The following is a 15,211-nucleotide window of genomic DNA, read 5'->3' as shown; positions in this document are numbered from 1 at the left end:
TCTTCCTTCAGGGCGAGGCCATCTTGATGAGCACATCGCCCGAGAATTGTTCTCGTGCCAGCACGCCGCGCGCGTGCCCTTCGCACATCACGAGGATGCGATCGGAAAGCAGCATCAGCTCGTCGATCTCCGAGCTCGCGACGATCACCGTGACGCCCTCGCGCGCGGCCGCGAGTATCTGCCGATAGATCTCCGCCTTCGCGGCGACATCGACGCCGCGCGTGGGTTCATCGAGCAGAAGGATGCGCGGCTTCGTCATCAGCCATTTGCCGATGATGAGCTTCTGCTGGTTGCCGCCGGATAACGTGCTCGCATCCTGCGCGAGACTGCGATGCTTGACGTTCGATGCCCGCGCCTGCGAAGTGGCCCACGTGTGCATGCGTGCGCGCCGATAGAACGGAAAGCCCGGCGCACGCGAGAGCGACGGCAACAGCAGATTCGCTTCGAGCGACTGATCCAGCACGAGCCCGTCTTTCTTGCGGTCCTCGGTGACGAACGCGAGTCCTGCGGCGGCCGCGCGATCGGGTGAATCGATCGTGCGCGCATGATGCGCGACGCGTATCTCGCCTTCACGCCGATACGGCGAAACACCGAAGATCGCCTCCAGTATCTCCGTCTTGCCCGCGCCGAGCAGCCCCGAGATGCCGAAGACTTCGCCCTGCTGCACGGAGAACGAGACATCCGACACGAGCGCGCGCGCAGGCCCCGACAACGTGAGTCCGCGCACGGTCACCGCGAGCGGGCGTTCTTGCGGCGCTTCGGCTTCGGTGCGTTCGGGCGGCGCGAAGTCCTTGCCGATCATCATCGAGACGAGCGCCTCCGACGATTCCACCTGCCGCATCTGCAAGGTCGCGATGCGTCGTCCGTCGCGCAATACGGTGACGCGATCGGCGACCGCGAACACTTCGCCCAGACGATGGCTGATGAGCACGATGCCGATGCCTTGCGTGCGCAAGTCCTTCGTGAGTGCGAGCAGCGCGTGCGTTTCGGTGTCGGAAAGGGCGGATGTCGGCTCGTCCATGATGAGCACGCGCGCATCGGCGAGCAATGCCTTGGCGATCTCGACCAGTTGCTTCTCGCCGACGCGCAGCGTGCCCACGAGCGTTTCGGGCTGCAAGCGAAAGCCCAGTTGCGCGAGCACTTTCGCCGCGGCGGCGCGCATCGCGCGGCGATCGGGAAAGCCCATGCGCGTGCGTATTTCCTTGCCCAGAAAGATGTTATCGACGGCGGACAGCGTGTCGACGAGATTCAACTCCTGATGAATGATCGCGATGCCCGCGCGCGTGGCGTCGTTCACGCTCGTCATGCGCGTCGGCTCGCCGCGCACGCGGATGCTGCCCGCATCGGGCGAATAGAGGCCGCCCAGAATCTTCATCAGACTCGACTTGCCCGCGCCGTTCTCGCCGACGAGCGCATGGACCTCGCCCGCCGCGACATCGAAGTCGACGTCCGACAGCGCGGCGCTCCCGTTGAACGAGATCGACAGGCCCGCGGCTTCGATGAGCGGCGCGGTGACGGTTGCCATCGCGTGTCTCCGTTGCGTTCAATGACTCGCGATGTACTGCTTCGCGTTGTCGACGAAGATGCCTTGCGTCGGCAGCGTGACCTTCTTCGGCACCTTGTCGCCATGCAATACCTTGAGCGACTGGCGGATGCCTTCCGCGCCCGGCGTCGGGTACATGAACGTGCCCGCGAGCAGCCCTTGCTCGACCCATGTCGCGCCTTCCTGCGGCAAGCCGTCGATGCCCACGAACTTGATGCTCTTCTCGCGGCCCGCATCCTTCGCGGCGAGATACGCGCCGTAGGCCATCGGGTCGTTGTGCGCATAGACCACGTCGATCTTCGGCTGCACGCGCAGCACGGTCTTCATATAGTCGTAGGCCTTGTCCTGCTTCCAGTCGCAATCCACCCGTTCGCCCACGCGCTTGATGCCTTTCTCCTTGGCGATGGCCTTGTCCGCGCCGTCGTGACGATCGTGCGCGGGCTGCGCGCCGAAGCCGCCCCAGATCTCGACGAGATTGCCTTGCGCCTTGCCCGGCCCGCCCGTCAGCTTGACGATGAAGTTGCCCGCTTCCTCGCCGATCTGCACGTTGTCGCCGCCGATGAACTGCGTGAACTGGTCGCCGTTGACTTCACGATCCAGCACGAACACGGGAATGCCTGCTTTGAAGGCCTTTTCCACGACGCCCGTGAGTCCCGCCGACTCCTTGGGCGAGATGAAGATCGCGTCCATCTTCTGCGTGATGAAGTTCTCCATGTCGGCGTTCTGCTTGTCGGTGCGGTCGCCTGCATCGGCGATGATCAGCTCGACCTCGGGATGCTTCGCGGCCTCCGCCTTCATGTCCTTGTTGAACTGCACGCGCCACGGCTCGACGGTCGTGACCTGCGAGAACCCGAAGCGATACTTCTTCTGCTGCGCGAACGCCGGTTGCGCGATGAGCGCGGATAACGAGCCGATCGCGCCGGCCAGCGGTGCGGCGATGAGACTCGCGGTGATGATGCGTCGTTTGCTGTCCATTGCGTCTCTCCTGTTTTGGTTGCCAGCTTCGGGTCTGGTTTTCAGGGCTTGCTGATGCTCTCGCTGGTTCTGATCTTCGATGAAAAATAAAACGTTATAGCGCCGTCAGCGATCCGCGAGGGCGGCGCGCTTGCGGGTTTCCCTGGTCATGGTCTTGCTCGGCGGCGCGGTGCTTTCACGCACGCGCAAATCGGCCTTCATGCGCAGATGCACCGGCTCCGATGATTCGCCTTGCAACTGCTTGTGCAGCAATTGCCAGATCGCGCGCCCCACGGCTTCCACGGGCTGATGGATCGAACTGATGCGCGGATGCAGCACCGACATCCACGGTGCATCGTCGAAGGAGAGCAGCGAGATGTCGTCGGGCAGGCGCAATTCGGCGTCGCGTATCGCGCGCAATGCGCCGAGTGTCGCCACGTTCGCGCCCGTGAACAGCGCGGTCGGCCGCTCGCGTTCCGACAGCAGCCCGAGCGTGGCCGCATGGCTTTCCGTATCCGTCATCCCGCACACGACGACGCGCGCATGACGCGCGAGCCCCGCGCGCTTCATCGCGTCGAGATAGCCGTCCGCGCGCTCGCGGCTATTGACGAGATCGAGCGCATTGACGATGAACGTGATGCGCTTGTGCCCGAGCGCGATCAGATGATCGGTGCCGTCGCTCGCAGCGCGCCGGCTATCGGTGGTGACGGTATCGGCGGGAAAGCTGTTGTCGACGCGATCCGCCATGACGAGCGGCACGTCGCATTCGCGCAGTTCTTCTATCGCGTGATCGTAGCCATGACACGGAATGATGATCATGCCCGCCACCTGCCGCGAGAGCACGAAGCGGATGCGTTCGGCTTCGCGCGCGGGATCCTCCTGCGCATGGGCGAGCAGCAGGCGATAACCGCTCGCGAGCGCATGATCCTCGACTACGCACAGCAGCTCGATGAAGAACGAGTTGGTCAGATCCGGCACGACGAAACCGATGGACGTCGAACGGCTGCTGCGCAACTCCGCTGCAAGACTGTTGCGCCGGTAGCCGAGCTTGCGCGCCGCGTCCCGGACCTGCTGCCGCCGTGCGGGACTCACGCCTTCCGCGCCCGCCATGACCTTCGACGCGGTGCCGAGCGAGACGCCCGCCGCGTTGGCGACGTCCTTCAACGTGCGGGCCGGTTTTTTTCGTGAGTCCAAGGCGCGATGTCGTCGATATTTTGAAACGTTTCAAAATATTAGGAAGCGCAGGCGAACGGAGCAAGTGAGTGTTTTTACCGAGCCGGAGTGCGCCGCTTCACATCGAGACGTCGTGCAGGTCCTTCACGATGGGCGGGCCGATCCTGAAGTCTGAGAAGCGCACGTTCAGACCGCCGCGCTCCGGCGTGCAGCACATCGGGCCGACGAGCCAGCGCGCAGTCGCATCGACTGACGCGAAAGGCGCGAGGCGCATGAGGGTCCAGTTGGTTTCATCGGTGCTGCATTGCACTTTGAGGACGCCTTGCGCGATCGTCATGCGCAGCCGGAAGCGGTTCGTGTCCGCGCGCGAGCTGAGCGACCAGTCGGAGAGCTCGTTCGTGAGTACAGTGCTGAAGCTGAGCGCGCCGTCGCTGTATTCGGCGCCCGCCTTGACCCAGCGCTCGGCGCTTTCGCGCACCATGAGGCCGGCCTGGTCGTATAACGAGGAGAAATCGCCATCGACAGCGACCTCGGCCGTGAAATCGCCGTCCACGTTCGCCGCCAGAACGTGGCCGTTGTCGCGCACGAAGCCATAGTGAGTCTTGCGCCAGAAGTCGGTGTGCGTGTCGGTGGTGACGAAGAGCGTGTCGTTCTCGACGCGCCATTGCGCGGGCTCGTTGATCCATCGGCATTGCTCGAACATGGCGTCTCCGTCGCGTGAGGATGGGCAGCGCAAGTATGTCACGGCGCATTCGTGATGCGGTGCAGCGCATTCGAACGATCGTGCGATAGGGTTCGCTGCGCCGACTGCACTAACATGTACCGGCACTTACCGTCATTTTTTGGAAAGAGAGAACGATGGTCAAGCTGATGATGATCCTGCTGGGCGTGGACTACTTGCGCAATCGCTGGCGCAGCCTGCTGGTGATCGGCTGGCTGTTGCTCGTTATCGGCATCGGCGTGTTCATCGATGCGCTCGACGGCGCGCTGGGCTTTCCGATCGCCTTCGTCGGCTGGCTGCTGCTGATCGAGGCCGCGCTTACGCTGGCTGTCGCGTGGGCCGGCGTCGGCGGTCAGCGCAGGTTGCGCTACGCGAAGGGCATCGCGTTCGCGCTCACGGCGGCACTTATCTTCGAAGGGAATCATCACGGCCACTTCATTCTCTCGATACTGATCGGCCTTGCGTTCCTCTTCGATGGTCTGTTGCAGGCGACATCGGCGCTTGTCGTGCGTTACCGGCGCTATCTTGTCGCGTTCGGCTTCGCGATCTTCGAGATCGCTCTCGGAGTCTTCATGATTCAACCGTTTCCGACGCACTATAAAGGCACGGTGCCGTATTGCATCGGTGCGTTTTTCATCTTCGCGGGATGGAATCTCATCATGATCGCGACGCGCGTGCGCAAGCTGACGAGCAACCCCGCCGTATGGGGCGATGCGAGCGCGGAAGCGGCAAGCGTTGCGGGCAAGGGACATGAATTGCAGGCGAGAGAGTGGGACGGCCCGCCCGCGGACGATGAACCAGCGCTCACGGTGCACGTATGGACGCCGGTGGGATCATCGAAGGCAGAAACGCAGTGGCATCCGATCGTCGATCGTTATATCGCCGCGGTGGATCGCAATGGCGTGATCTCGACAGGCCACGCCGCGCTCGAATCGCCGGAGGGCATTTATGTGAGTCTCTATCCCGCAGTGGAAATCGACCGCTCGCCCGATGACTTCGCGCGCCTCTTGCGCGCCACGCGCGAGAACGACGTGCCGGGCGTATTTCAACCGAGCTATGCGATCGAATCGAAGGCATGGTGCCCATCGACCGTGCGCGTGCGCATTCGCAATTACGATCCCGCGCGGCTCGATAGCTTCTGGCGCAGTTATCGCGAGGATCCGACGTATAACCTCACGCACCGCAATTGTTCGAGCAGCGTGTCGCGCGCGCTCGATGCGGCGCTGGAAGGCGCGGCAGGGCGCTTGTACGGTGCGCGCGCGGGCTGGGGCGCGCTCTTCAGGATGATCGTCACGCCGGAACTGTGGGTCGCGGCGCAGGTGCGCAAGCGCGCGGTGACGATGGCCTGGACGCCCGGCCTCACGCTCGACTATGCGCGCGCGCTCAGCATGGTCGCCGATCCGCGTCCTTATGGCTGGCTCAAGGTCGCACGCATGGCGCTCACGAAGATGCGCGAATCGCGGCGTGCATGGCGCGAGGAAGGGACGCTTGCGCCACGCGGCGGATCGAACGTCGATCCGCCGGCGCGCGTTTGATGAGGCGTGCCGCCGCTAAAGATCGAGGTCGTCGGCTTCCTTGCGCGCGCGGCGTTCCTCGTTCGCGCGGCGCGCGCGCAAGCGCTGACGCGACAACTGGGCGATCACTTCGCCAGTCGATGCGCCTGCCGGGATTTCATTGCGTATGACCTTGGGCACCATCGGCAATCCCATGCGCTGTCTGCGCAGCGCGCGGGCGATGGCGGTGCGGCATTCCTGCCCGTGACAATCCCATTCGTCACGGATTCGCTCACAGTAGGGACATTTTTCCATTCCTAAAGTCTACCGCGAAACAGTGACCGCTTTTGTGCACCTATGCGCACCAGACGCCGCTTGCCGCGGTTCGCGCTGCATAGTCCTCGAAGGAGCGGGCTTCGCGATTCAGGGCGGCGCGCACGCCATCGGCAGGTTGCTCATTGCGGCCATCGAGCACGGTGGTGAAGAGATAGAGGATCAGATCGGTTTCCTCGTTCGATACGCCCGCTTCGAGCAGGCCGGCGCGAAACGCATCGGCAGGCACGGGCGCGAGATGCAGGTCGCGCCGCGAAGCCTTTGAGATACATCCGAGCGCTTCGGCGAAAGAGATCGCGCGCGGGCCTGTGAGTTCGTAGAGCCTGTTTTCATGACCCGATTGCGTAAGTGCCGCGACGGCTGCGTCGGCGATATCTTCCGCATCGACGAAAGGCTCCTTGATATCGCCGACGGGCAGCGCGAGCGTGCCCTCGCGAATCGGATCGAGCAAAAAGCTCTCACTGAAGTTCTGCATGAACCAACTGCAACGCAGGATGGTCCAGTTCGCGCCCGAGCGTTGCAGCGCTTCTTCGGCGGCTTGCGCTTCCTCCTCGCCGCGCCCCGAGAGGAGCACGATTCGTTCGGCGCCGCTTGCCAGCGCGGTGTCGAAGAATGCGCTGACCGTATCGAGCGCGCCTGGTACAGCCAGATCCGGCTGATACGTGACATACGCGCGTTTTACGCCTTCGAGCGCCGCGCGCCACGTCGCGCGATCGTTCCAGTCGAAGCGGGGCTGCGTGGAGCGCGCGCACGCGCGAACCGCGAGTCCCTGTGTGCGTAGCCGCTCCGCCACGCGTCGTCCCGTCTTGCCGTTGGCGCCCAGAACGAGGATGGGCGCGGCGTCGAAGTCCGATTGAGCCATGACTGTCTCCTGAGTTTAAAACGTGAGAGTTGCTCACGTTTTAAACATGATAGATACTCACATTTGACTGTCAAGCATTTTCGAGCCTGCTTTCATGCGGCAAAGGAGTCACCATGCAGGAGAAGCCGCCACGTATCGTAGCGAAGGGAAGCGTCGCGCGCAGGCAGCCCGCGCAGCAGCGCAGCCGCGAGCGCCTCGATCGCATCCTCGAGGTTGCGCAGCAACTGATTGCGGAGAAGGGTAGCGAGCATGTGAAGATGAGCGAGATCGCCGAGCTTGCGGAGATATCGATCGGCTCGCTCTATCAGTATTTCCCCGACAAGCGGGCGATCGTGCGCACGCTCGCGGAGCTGTACGCGGACGAAAGCCGCCGATGCGTGCGAGAAGCGCTCGATGCCGTGCAGGACAAGGCGCAACTGCTCGACGCGTTCGCCTCGCTGGTCGACCAGTACTACGAGATCGTGATGGACAAGCCCGTGATGCGCGACATTTCGTCGGCGCTGCGCTCGGACAAGGAATTGATGAACATCGAGATTGCGGAGAGCCGCGCGTGCGGCGCGTTGCTCGCAGCGGCGATCCGGCGCGTGGCGCCGCGCGCGGACAGCAAGCGCGTCAGCGCGCTCGCGTTCCTGATCTGGCAGCTAGGAGAAGAGACGATGCGCCTCGCCGTCGCGCACAAGCGCAGCGAAGGCGCCATGCTCGTCGATGCCTACAAGCGAATGAGCCTGCGGGCGATCGACGAGGCATGAAGACCACGCGCGCTTATCCGCTCAATTGATTCGAGGTACTCGGGCGGCGCTCGCGCTGATGATGATCGAGGCTGCGCCTCAATACTTTCTTGACGAGCCCCTTGAGGAAGTGGATCGAGCGGTCGGCGCGCACGTTCAGATCGAAAGGCGCAAGCTCGACGACTTCACGCCCGCCGTGCGCGGTGAGTTTCTCGCGCATCTTGCGATGATCGACGGCCATGGCCGTGAGCGTCTCCGAAGCCTGTTTGAACGACGCACGATCGACGCGCGCACAAACATGGCATGCGCGATGGAAGAGCTTGTCGAATACGGTGAGCCAGTAATCGTCCGTCTCGCTGCCATCGCAACGCGCGAGCGCCTCCTGGCCGGACACGCGCAAATTCAGCATATCGCTCAGCTTGGCGGTTTGCGTGATGCTGCCGAAGCGCCGGCGATAGCCGATCAGCGCCTTGGGAATACGATAGATGCTGTTCGCGCGAAGATAGGTCGCGGGCACGAGCGCCATGTCCTCGTAGTTTCGTCCGACGGGAAACGGCGCTTCGTCGAAGAGGTCGGTGCGATAGGTGCGCGCCCATGCGAAGGTATGGAATCGATCCGCGAATTGCTTCAGCGCCGCGCGATCCATCGGGTGGCCGCCGCTCGTCGCGTCGTCGGCGATTTCGATTTCGTCTAGCTCGCGCCCGTCATCGTCGATGATCTTGACGTTGTATTCGACCACATCCCATTTGCGCTCGGCGAGCACGGGAATGATCGCGTCGGTGAAACCCTTCAGATAAATATCGTCGCCGTCCAGGAAGCCGACATACGGCGTGCGCACCGCTGCGAGGCCCGTATTGCGCGCGGCGCTCAGGCCACGGTTTTCCTGATGCAACAGTTCGACGTGCACGCCGCGATCGCGCTCCACGATGGCGCGCGCTGCCGCATAGGTCTCGTCGCGAGAACCGTCATCGACCACGATGATCTTCATCGCATCGATATGAGGTTGGGATAAGAGGGATTCGAGCGCTTCCTCGATATATCCCTCGATGTTATACGCCGCCACGACGATGCTGAGCAGCGGACCGGTGTCTCGCAATGAGTCACTCTCAAACGGCATAGATGACGCTCTCCGTCGATGATTGGGTTTCCGTGTGCCACGCGCGTGAATCGCGGCACGATGAGACATGCAGTTGGTCTGATGGCGACGCAAGGGACGCGTTCTTGTTGGAGCATGTCACGTCATATGGCGGGCCCCGGATGTCCCCGCCTGATGTGCATGTCGATGGAAAACACGTTAATAGAGCAGATCGGAGGGGTTACGTTCCCCGACAGTCTGCAAGTTGATCCTTCAGAAATACTAGTAGAAAAACGAGGACGTGACGCCCGCGAATCTGGAATGCCATCTGAAGTGGCTCGCAAACGTTATCGTCCGGACTCGTTGCATAGTCCTCCGTGCGTTTGGACACATGCGAAGTTCATTGAAAGTAAGGAAGCGTGACAAACCGTTTCATGTTGCAAGCATCATTTGAAACATGAGTACATTTTTCTTCTTTCGTACTTAGCCGAATTCAAATCAGAAAAAAGTTCATACCCGGATGCCGCGCTTCCCGACTCGCTTCAATGATGTATGTAGAGCGACTGCCCCAGCGCTTGCGGCGAAGGCTGCGTCGTCCAGCCGCTTTGAACACTGCCCTCTATACCGGGTCCGTAATCGGAATTGGCCTTATGCGACTGTTCGTTCTGCGCTTCGGTGTCGCCACGTCTGGCCGGCGCGGGCGTTTGCGCGTAGGAAAGCATCGGCACCATGACGGAGGCTGCGAGCAGCACGACTGCGAGTTTCTTCATGATCATTCTCCTTGAATGAGTGGACCTCGATAAGGAGAATAAGCGCGAAGAATTAGCCGATCGTGAGTGCTTCGCCAACGCTCAGACATTCTCCGGCGTGTAGAGCTGCGCTGGCAGTGGATACTGGCTCGCTTGCGCGGCTTCGCCCGGCAGCGCCTGCAAACTCCGCAGCATCGCCTGAATGGCGGTCTCCGCGATGCGCTGAAGCGGCGTGTCGATCACAAGGTCGATGACGCCTTCGACGAGCGCCTCGTATCGGTCCGGCATCAGATCACTGCACACGGTGACGATGCGTCGTCCCGCGCCTTCCTCGCGCAGCGCGCGAATCACACCGCCCACGCCGCCGCCGGGAATATAGAGGCCGGCGAGATCGGCATGGCGAGCGAGCATCGCGAGCGTTGCTTCATAAGCGAGTTGCTTGTCTTCGAGATTGATCTGCGTGTCGAGCACGCGCAACCCTGGCGCGTGCTCGCGCAAGTACGAGCGAAAGCTGATCTCACAGCTTTCCTGACCGAGATAGCGCGGCGTGCCGACGAATACGCCGACCGTGCCTTCGTCGCGACGCGTTAGACGACTCACGGCCCACGCTGCGGTACGTCCGCTCTTGCGCGGATCGACGCCGATATAACCTGCACGCAACGGCGCGCTCAAATCCGACAATAACGTGACCGTCGGCTTTCCCTGTGCGTGAAGCGTTTCGACGGCGGCGGTCACATGCGGATGATCCACCGCAACGACGCCGAGCGCCTGCGCTTGTTCGCCGAGCGAAAGCAGCGTGCGCGCAATCGACGCCGGGTCCAGTTCATCCATGTATTCGATGACGGCGGTGCAATGCTCGGGTTCGTGACGCGCGGCCGCGTCCGTCAGGATGCGCGCGAAGGTTTGATAGAAAGGATCGGCGCGCTTTTGCAGACAAAAGCCCAGCGTGTATCGCTCATGACGTTCGCCGCGTTGCGCGCGCAGGCGATCGCGCATCAGTCCAGCGCCGTGATAACCGATACGCTCGGCCGCTTCGATCACGCGCAAGGCCGTGTCTTCACGCACGCTGATGCGGCTGTTGAACACGCGATCGACGGTTGCGGGACTTACCCCGGCAGCTTCGGCCACTGACTGAAGAGTGGGACGCTTGCTCATCGTTGATGTAAATGATGGATTTTCAGATCGCGCGATGATGCCTAAAGATAGGAAATGCGCGCGAAGATTGCACAGCCGATGCTTCCGCTCCTATCATCGCTCCAATAATAACCAATGATGTAATTCAATCATCGGATGAGGTGACATGATGGAATCCGGGCAAGGGCATCGCGCGGGCGAGCGGGACGGCTATCGCGATTACCAGCTGATCGGCGGCGCGGGCGAGCGTGCGAAAGCCGCGGGCCTCGTCAATGCCGAGTGGTACAGGTGCGCGGTGCCGCGCCCCGTCATGAAGAGCCTGATGCAGCGCGGTGACGCACGCGCCATTCGCGACACGCTGCTCTGGTATGCGGCGATCATCGCGAGCGGCGTGCTTGCATGGTTCGCGTGGCAAGCACATTCGCTCTGGGCGATTCCGGCATTCCTTCTTTACGGCGCGCTCTACTGCGGTCCCGCGGATTCGCGCTGGCACGAAAGCGGTCACGGCACTGCGTTCAAGACAGCGTGGATGAACAAGGCGCTCTATCAGGTCGCGTCGTTTCAGGTGTTTCGCCGGCCGACGATATGGCGCTGGAGCCACGCGCGGCATCACACCGATACGCTCGTCGTAGGGCGAGATCGCGAGATCGCGGTGCCGCTGCCCACGGACTGGCTGAGCCTCGCGCTCAACGTGTTCGCGCTGAAGCACGCGGCGGCTGAAGTGCCGAAGATCGTCTCGTCTGCGTTCGGCAATATCGGCGAAGAGGAAAAGACCTACGTACCGGAGTCGGAGTGGCCGAAGGTGATTCTGGAGGCGCGCATCACGCTCGCGATCTATGCCGTGGTGGTCGGCTCGTGCCTCGTTTTTCATTCGATCCTGCCGCTGCTCTATATCGGCTTGCCGAGCCTCTATGGCGCGTGGCTTTATCTCTTCTTCGGCCTCACGCAGCATGCGGGGATGCCCGAGAACGTGCTCGATCATCGCAAGAATTGCCGCACCGTGATGATGAATCCCGTGTTCCGGTTTCTCTATCTGAACATGAACTATCACGTCGAACATCATATGTTTCCGATGGTGCCTTATCACGCGCTGCCGCGATTGCACGAAGCGGTGAAGGACGACATGCCGCCACCTTATACGAGCACGATCGCGGCCTATGCGGAGATCATTCCGGCGCTCGCACGGCAAAGGCGCGACCCGTCGTATCACGTCGAGCGGCCCATGCCCGCCTCGACCGCAACCCAGGCCTGAACCGGCATAACGACATCGAGAGAGAGGAGACGACCCGCCATGACGCAATGGATCGATGCAGCCCAGATGGACGATATCGAAGACGAAGACGTGATGCGCTTCGATCACGATGGCCGCACCTTCGCGATCTATCGCGTGAACGATGAGGTGTATGCGAGCGATGGCCTTTGCACGCACGAGCACGTCCATCTGAGCGACGGGTTCGTGATGGACCATGTCATCGAATGTCCGAAGCACAATGGACGTTTCGATATCCGCGACGGCCGGCCGCTGTGCGCGCCCGTTTGCGAAAAGCTGCGGACGTATCCCGCGAAAGTGGAGGGCGGCCGCATCTTCATCGAGATCTGACGTCGTGATCCGGCAAGCACGCGGATCACCACACGGAGAACAAAGATGACTCAGTTCGAAGGCAAGGTGGCGGTCATCACCGGTGGCGCGCAAGGTCTGGGCGCGGCCGTGGCGGCGCTCTTCGCGGAGCGCGGCGCACAGGGCATCGTGATTTGCGCGCGTTCGAAGGACAAAGGCGAAAAGAAAGCGCGCGAGCTTGCCGAAGCGAGCGGGGCGCAAGTGCGCTTCGTCGCGGCGGATCTCGCGCGTGTGGACGATTGCCGCGCGGTCATCGCCGCCGCTGACGAGCAATTCGGCCGCATCGACGTGCTGGTCAATGCGGCCGCAACGACGGATCGCGGCACGATCCTCGATACCGATCCCGAGCTCTTCGATCGCATGTTCGCGACGAACGTCCGCGCGCCTTTCTTCCTGATGCAGGACACCATCCGCATCATGAAGCGCGAAGGAACGGAGGGCGCGATCGTCAATATCTGCTCGATGTCGGCGATGGCGGGGCAGCCGTTCATCGCTGCATATTGCGCATCGAAAGGCGCGCTCGCCACGCTCACTCAGAACACCGCTTATGCGCTGCTGCGCAATCGTATTCGCGTGAACGGGCTGAATCTCGGCTGGATGGCGAGCGAGGGCGAGGACCGCATTCAGCGCACGCATCATGGAGCGGATGACGACTGGCTCGAACGCGCCGCGGCCGCGCAGCCCTTCGGACGCTTGATCAACACGAACGAAGCGGCGCGCGCGGTCGCTTATCTCGCGAGCGGGGAGTCAGGGCTCATGACGGGATCGATGATCAACTTCGATCAATCGGTATGGGGCGCGTATGACGACGCGCCGCATCCGCAAGAGCCGCTTTGAATCGTCGATGACTCAAACGCGAAACATGCTGACAGCGCGTTCGAGACGCTCGGCCTGATCGCGCAATTCGGCAGCGGAATGCTCGGCTTCCCCCACGAGCGCCGCGTTCTGCTGCGTCGCTTCGCCGATCAGCATGACCGCGCTGTTCACCTGCTCGATGCCCGATGCCTGCTCGCGCGACGCGACGCCGATTTCATCGACGATCGCATTCACGCGCGACACGCGCTCGACGATGCCGCCCATCGTGCTGCTGGCATGCTCGGCGATCTTGTAACCCTGCGTGACCTTCGCGGCCGATTCGGCGATCAGCGCTTCGATCTCTTTTACTGCGCCCGCGCTGCGTTGCGCGAGCGCGCGCACTTCCGACGCGACGACCGCGAAGCCCTTGCCATGCTCGCCCGCACGCGCCGCTTCGACGGCTGCGTTCAACGCGAGGATGTTGGTCTGGAACGCGATGCCTTCGATGGTCGCGGTGATATCGGCGATGCGGCGTGCCGATGCATCGATCTCGCTCATCGTGGCCACGACGCGTCCCACGGCGTCGCCGCCCGCGCGCGCCGCCTCCGAAGCCGACGCGACGAGCGTACCGGCCTGCGCGGTATTGGCCGCGTTCTGCTGCACGGTGCTCGTGATCTGTTCCATGCTCGCGGCGGTTTCTTCGACGCTCGCCGCCTGCGTGGCGATGCGCGTCGCGATATCGCTGCTGCCCGACGCGATGCGCGCCGTGCCATCGTTCATGTCCGCCGATGCGCTGCGCACTTGCGCGACGATGCCCGCTAGGCCACGCGCAATGCCATCGATTGCACGCATCAGGCGGCCGATATCGTCCTCACGTGCGCTGTCGATGCGCACGGTGAGATCGCCCGCGGCGATGCGTTCCGAGGCGCGCGTGACGTCGTCGATCGGACGGCCCACGAGCTTCGTCACCGCAAAGATCAGCACGCCGACGAGCAGCGCGACCACGACGAGGCCGAGCATCAGAAAGCGGTTGCGGCTCTCGTGGACGTCCGCGAGCAGTTCGTCGCGATAGGCGATGCCGCCGATCATCCATTGCCACTGCGGCACCGTCATGTAGACGATTTCCTTCGTGCCGCCATGCACGCGCGCATCAGCGCCCGCGATATCAGCGCCGTCGAACGTGAGCTGGCCTTCGTGCGATTCGAGCATCTGCTTGAAGGGGGCGACGCGTTCATCGGCCAGTTCGTTTTTCGAGCCGGGATGCACGAGCAGCTTGCCGCGATTCGCGCCATTCGATGCATCGACGACGAAGTGATAGCCGCTCGCACCGATGACGAGTTTCGCGATTCCGTCCTGCAGCGCGGCGAATTCGGAGGTCACGTCCACGCCCACGAAGAGCGCGCCGATCACACGGCCCGACGCATCGGTGACGGGCTTGTACTCGGTGATGTACTGCTTGCCGAAGAGCGTGGCGATGCCGATGTACGGCTTGCCCGCGATCATCGGCGCATACGCGGGGCCCTTGCGGTCGAGCAGCGTGCCGATCGCGCGCGCGCCGTCCTGCTTCTTGAGCGATGTGGTCACGCGCACGAAATCATCGCCGGTGCGGGCGAAGATCGTCGCGATTGCGCCGCTTTCGTCGAGAAACGCATCGGGGATCGCGAAGTCGTTGTTCAGGGGCTTGTCGCCTGCGAGGAAGCTCGGTGTCGCAACGCCGCCGATATCCACCGTGCGCGTTTCGTCGAGCGTGAAACTGGCGGGCAGGCGGTGCGCGAAGATCGTCATGAAGCGCGTGACTTCCGCGCTCACGGCTTTGTCGAAGAGTCCGATCATCGTCGCGATCGAGCGATTCTCGCTTTCGACGCGTGCGAGCGCGTGCTCGTCGATCTGCTCACCCGCGCTTCGGGTGACGGCGATGGTGAAGAAGGCAACGACGACTGCCGTGAGCGCGCAGGCGAGCACGGCGAATTTGGTCCCGACGTTCATGCGGGCCAGAGTATTACGAAGCATGGGGGAATGACTGAACGATAAGA

At 62.7% G+C, this 15,211-nt stretch carries 15 protein-coding genes; 5 read left to right on the top strand and 10 right to left on the bottom strand.

The window, feature by feature from the left end:
• Window positions 1-7: 7 nt before the first annotated feature.
• The 4 genes from ACEN42_RS27675 to ACEN42_RS27660 form a co-directional block, all read right to left on the bottom strand.
• The gene (locus ACEN42_RS27675; protein WP_371883733.1) at window positions 8-1,525 is read right to left on the bottom strand and encodes a sugar ABC transporter ATP-binding protein; all 1,518 of its coding nucleotides are present in this window, start codon (window positions 1,523-1,525) and stop codon (window positions 8-10) included.
• An 18-nt stretch (window positions 1,526-1,543) separates the two neighbouring features.
• Complete coding sequence (locus tag ACEN42_RS27670) at window positions 1,544-2,518, bottom strand: substrate-binding domain-containing protein (protein ID WP_035499743.1); 975 nt, start codon at window positions 2,516-2,518, stop codon at window positions 1,544-1,546.
• 105 nt (window positions 2,519-2,623) lie between these two features.
• A complete protein-coding gene (locus ACEN42_RS27665; RefSeq protein WP_250485375.1) occupies window positions 2,624-3,691 on the bottom strand; it encodes a LacI family DNA-binding transcriptional regulator in 1,068 nt (355 codons plus the stop codon).
• A 97-nt stretch (window positions 3,692-3,788) separates the two neighbouring features.
• The gene (locus tag ACEN42_RS27660; protein WP_371883732.1) at window positions 3,789-4,373 is read right to left on the bottom strand and encodes a DUF1349 domain-containing protein; all 585 of its coding nucleotides are present in this window, start codon (window positions 4,371-4,373) and stop codon (window positions 3,789-3,791) included.
• A gap of 155 nt (window positions 4,374-4,528) precedes the next feature.
• Between ACEN42_RS27660 and ACEN42_RS27655 the strand changes: the two genes are divergently transcribed.
• The gene (locus tag ACEN42_RS27655) at window positions 4,529-5,926 is read left to right on the top strand and encodes an HdeD family acid-resistance protein (RefSeq protein WP_371883731.1); all 1,398 of its coding nucleotides are present in this window, start codon (window positions 4,529-4,531) and stop codon (window positions 5,924-5,926) included.
• A 15-nt stretch (window positions 5,927-5,941) separates the two neighbouring features.
• Here the strand turns inward: ACEN42_RS27655 and ACEN42_RS27650 are convergent, their stop codons facing one another.
• A complete protein-coding gene (locus tag ACEN42_RS27650; RefSeq protein WP_035499747.1) occupies window positions 5,942-6,199 on the bottom strand; it encodes a hypothetical protein in 258 nt (85 codons plus the stop codon).
• A gap of 40 nt (window positions 6,200-6,239) precedes the next feature.
• The gene (locus ACEN42_RS27645) at window positions 6,240-7,079 is read right to left on the bottom strand and encodes an NAD(P)H-binding protein (protein ID WP_371883730.1); all 840 of its coding nucleotides are present in this window, start codon (window positions 7,077-7,079) and stop codon (window positions 6,240-6,242) included.
• Between the two features lie 113 nt (window positions 7,080-7,192).
• Here ACEN42_RS27645 and ACEN42_RS27640 point away from each other — a divergent pair, with 113 nt between their 5' ends.
• The gene (locus tag ACEN42_RS27640; protein ID WP_371883729.1) at window positions 7,193-7,828 is read left to right on the top strand and encodes a TetR/AcrR family transcriptional regulator; all 636 of its coding nucleotides are present in this window, start codon (window positions 7,193-7,195) and stop codon (window positions 7,826-7,828) included.
• Between the two features lie 13 nt (window positions 7,829-7,841).
• Here ACEN42_RS27640 and ACEN42_RS27635 read toward each other — a convergent pair whose 3' ends face one another.
• The 3 genes from ACEN42_RS27635 to ACEN42_RS27625 all read right to left on the bottom strand — a co-directional run bounded on the left by ACEN42_RS27635 (window position 7,842) and on the right by ACEN42_RS27625 (window position 10,786).
• On the bottom strand, window positions 7,842-8,903 hold the full coding sequence (locus tag ACEN42_RS27635) for a glycosyltransferase family 2 protein (RefSeq protein ID WP_371883728.1): 1,062 nt from the start codon (window positions 8,901-8,903) through the stop codon (window positions 7,842-7,844).
• 521 nt (window positions 8,904-9,424) lie between these two features.
• Complete coding sequence (locus ACEN42_RS27630) at window positions 9,425-9,652, bottom strand: hypothetical protein (protein ID WP_371883727.1); 228 nt, start codon at window positions 9,650-9,652, stop codon at window positions 9,425-9,427.
• 81 nt (window positions 9,653-9,733) lie between these two features.
• Complete coding sequence (locus tag ACEN42_RS27625) at window positions 9,734-10,786, bottom strand: LacI family DNA-binding transcriptional regulator (RefSeq protein ID WP_371883726.1); 1,053 nt, start codon at window positions 10,784-10,786, stop codon at window positions 9,734-9,736.
• 145 nt (window positions 10,787-10,931) lie between these two features.
• Here ACEN42_RS27625 and ACEN42_RS27620 point away from each other — a divergent pair, with 145 nt between their 5' ends.
• Genes ACEN42_RS27620 through ACEN42_RS27610 form a run of 3 tightly spaced genes read left to right on the top strand, consistent with a single transcriptional unit; the run spans window position 10,932 to window position 13,220 of the window.
• A complete protein-coding gene (locus tag ACEN42_RS27620) occupies window positions 10,932-12,017 on the top strand; it encodes a fatty acid desaturase family protein (RefSeq protein WP_371883725.1) in 1,086 nt (361 codons plus the stop codon).
• A gap of 39 nt (window positions 12,018-12,056) precedes the next feature.
• Window positions 12,057-12,365, top strand: coding sequence for a non-heme iron oxygenase ferredoxin subunit (locus ACEN42_RS27615; RefSeq protein WP_187604204.1), 309 nt, complete (start codon window positions 12,057-12,059; stop codon window positions 12,363-12,365).
• 45 nt (window positions 12,366-12,410) lie between these two features.
• The gene (locus ACEN42_RS27610; protein WP_371883724.1) at window positions 12,411-13,220 is read left to right on the top strand and encodes an SDR family oxidoreductase; all 810 of its coding nucleotides are present in this window, start codon (window positions 12,411-12,413) and stop codon (window positions 13,218-13,220) included.
• A gap of 12 nt (window positions 13,221-13,232) precedes the next feature.
• Here ACEN42_RS27610 and ACEN42_RS27605 read toward each other — a convergent pair whose 3' ends face one another.
• Window positions 13,233-15,188: a Cache 3/Cache 2 fusion domain-containing protein gene (locus ACEN42_RS27605; protein WP_371883723.1), complete on the bottom strand. Its 1,956-nt coding sequence runs from the start codon at window positions 15,186-15,188 to the stop codon at window positions 13,233-13,235.
• Window positions 15,189-15,211: the final 23 nt, after the last annotated feature.

Origin of the sequence: Caballeronia sp. S22, from assembly GCF_964261745.1 — a bacterium.
GTDB classification, from domain to species: Bacteria; Pseudomonadota; Gammaproteobacteria; order Burkholderiales; family Burkholderiaceae; genus Caballeronia; species Caballeronia jiangsuensis.
The sequence above is the reverse complement of the archived record's forward strand: the minus strand, read 5'-3'. Positions and strand labels throughout refer to the sequence as shown.

What these genes read in the sequence shown, in the direction of transcription:
- ACEN42_RS27605 (WP_371883723.1), bottom strand. Translation starts at nt 15,188, where the DNA reads ATGCTTCGTAATACTCTGGCCCGCATGAACGTCGGGACCAAATTCGCC.
- ACEN42_RS27650 (WP_035499747.1), bottom strand. Translation starts at nt 6,199, where the DNA reads ATGGAAAAATGTCCCTACTGTGAGCGAATCCGTGACGAATGGGATTGT.
- ACEN42_RS27640 (WP_371883729.1), top strand. Translation starts at nt 7,193, where the DNA reads ATGCAGGAGAAGCCGCCACGTATCGTAGCGAAGGGAAGCGTCGCGCGC.
- ACEN42_RS27655 (WP_371883731.1), top strand. Translation starts at nt 4,529, where the DNA reads ATGGTCAAGCTGATGATGATCCTGCTGGGCGTGGACTACTTGCGCAAT.
- ACEN42_RS27615 (WP_187604204.1), top strand. Translation starts at nt 12,057, where the DNA reads ATGACGCAATGGATCGATGCAGCCCAGATGGACGATATCGAAGACGAA.
- ACEN42_RS27610 (WP_371883724.1), top strand. Translation starts at nt 12,411, where the DNA reads ATGACTCAGTTCGAAGGCAAGGTGGCGGTCATCACCGGTGGCGCGCAA.
- ACEN42_RS27620 (WP_371883725.1), top strand. Translation starts at nt 10,932, where the DNA reads ATGATGGAATCCGGGCAAGGGCATCGCGCGGGCGAGCGGGACGGCTAT.
- ACEN42_RS27660 (WP_371883732.1), bottom strand. Translation starts at nt 4,373, where the DNA reads ATGTTCGAGCAATGCCGATGGATCAACGAGCCCGCGCAATGGCGCGTC.
- ACEN42_RS27670 (WP_035499743.1), bottom strand. Translation starts at nt 2,518, where the DNA reads ATGGACAGCAAACGACGCATCATCACCGCGAGTCTCATCGCCGCACCG.
- ACEN42_RS27675 (WP_371883733.1), bottom strand. Translation starts at nt 1,525, where the DNA reads ATGGCAACCGTCACCGCGCCGCTCATCGAAGCCGCGGGCCTGTCGATC.
- ACEN42_RS27645 (WP_371883730.1), bottom strand. Translation starts at nt 7,079, where the DNA reads ATGGCTCAATCGGACTTCGACGCCGCGCCCATCCTCGTTCTGGGCGCC.
- ACEN42_RS27625 (WP_371883726.1), bottom strand. Translation starts at nt 10,786, where the DNA reads ATGAGCAAGCGTCCCACTCTTCAGTCAGTGGCCGAAGCTGCCGGGGTA.
- ACEN42_RS27630 (WP_371883727.1), bottom strand. Translation starts at nt 9,652, where the DNA reads ATGAAGAAACTCGCAGTCGTGCTGCTCGCAGCCTCCGTCATGGTGCCG.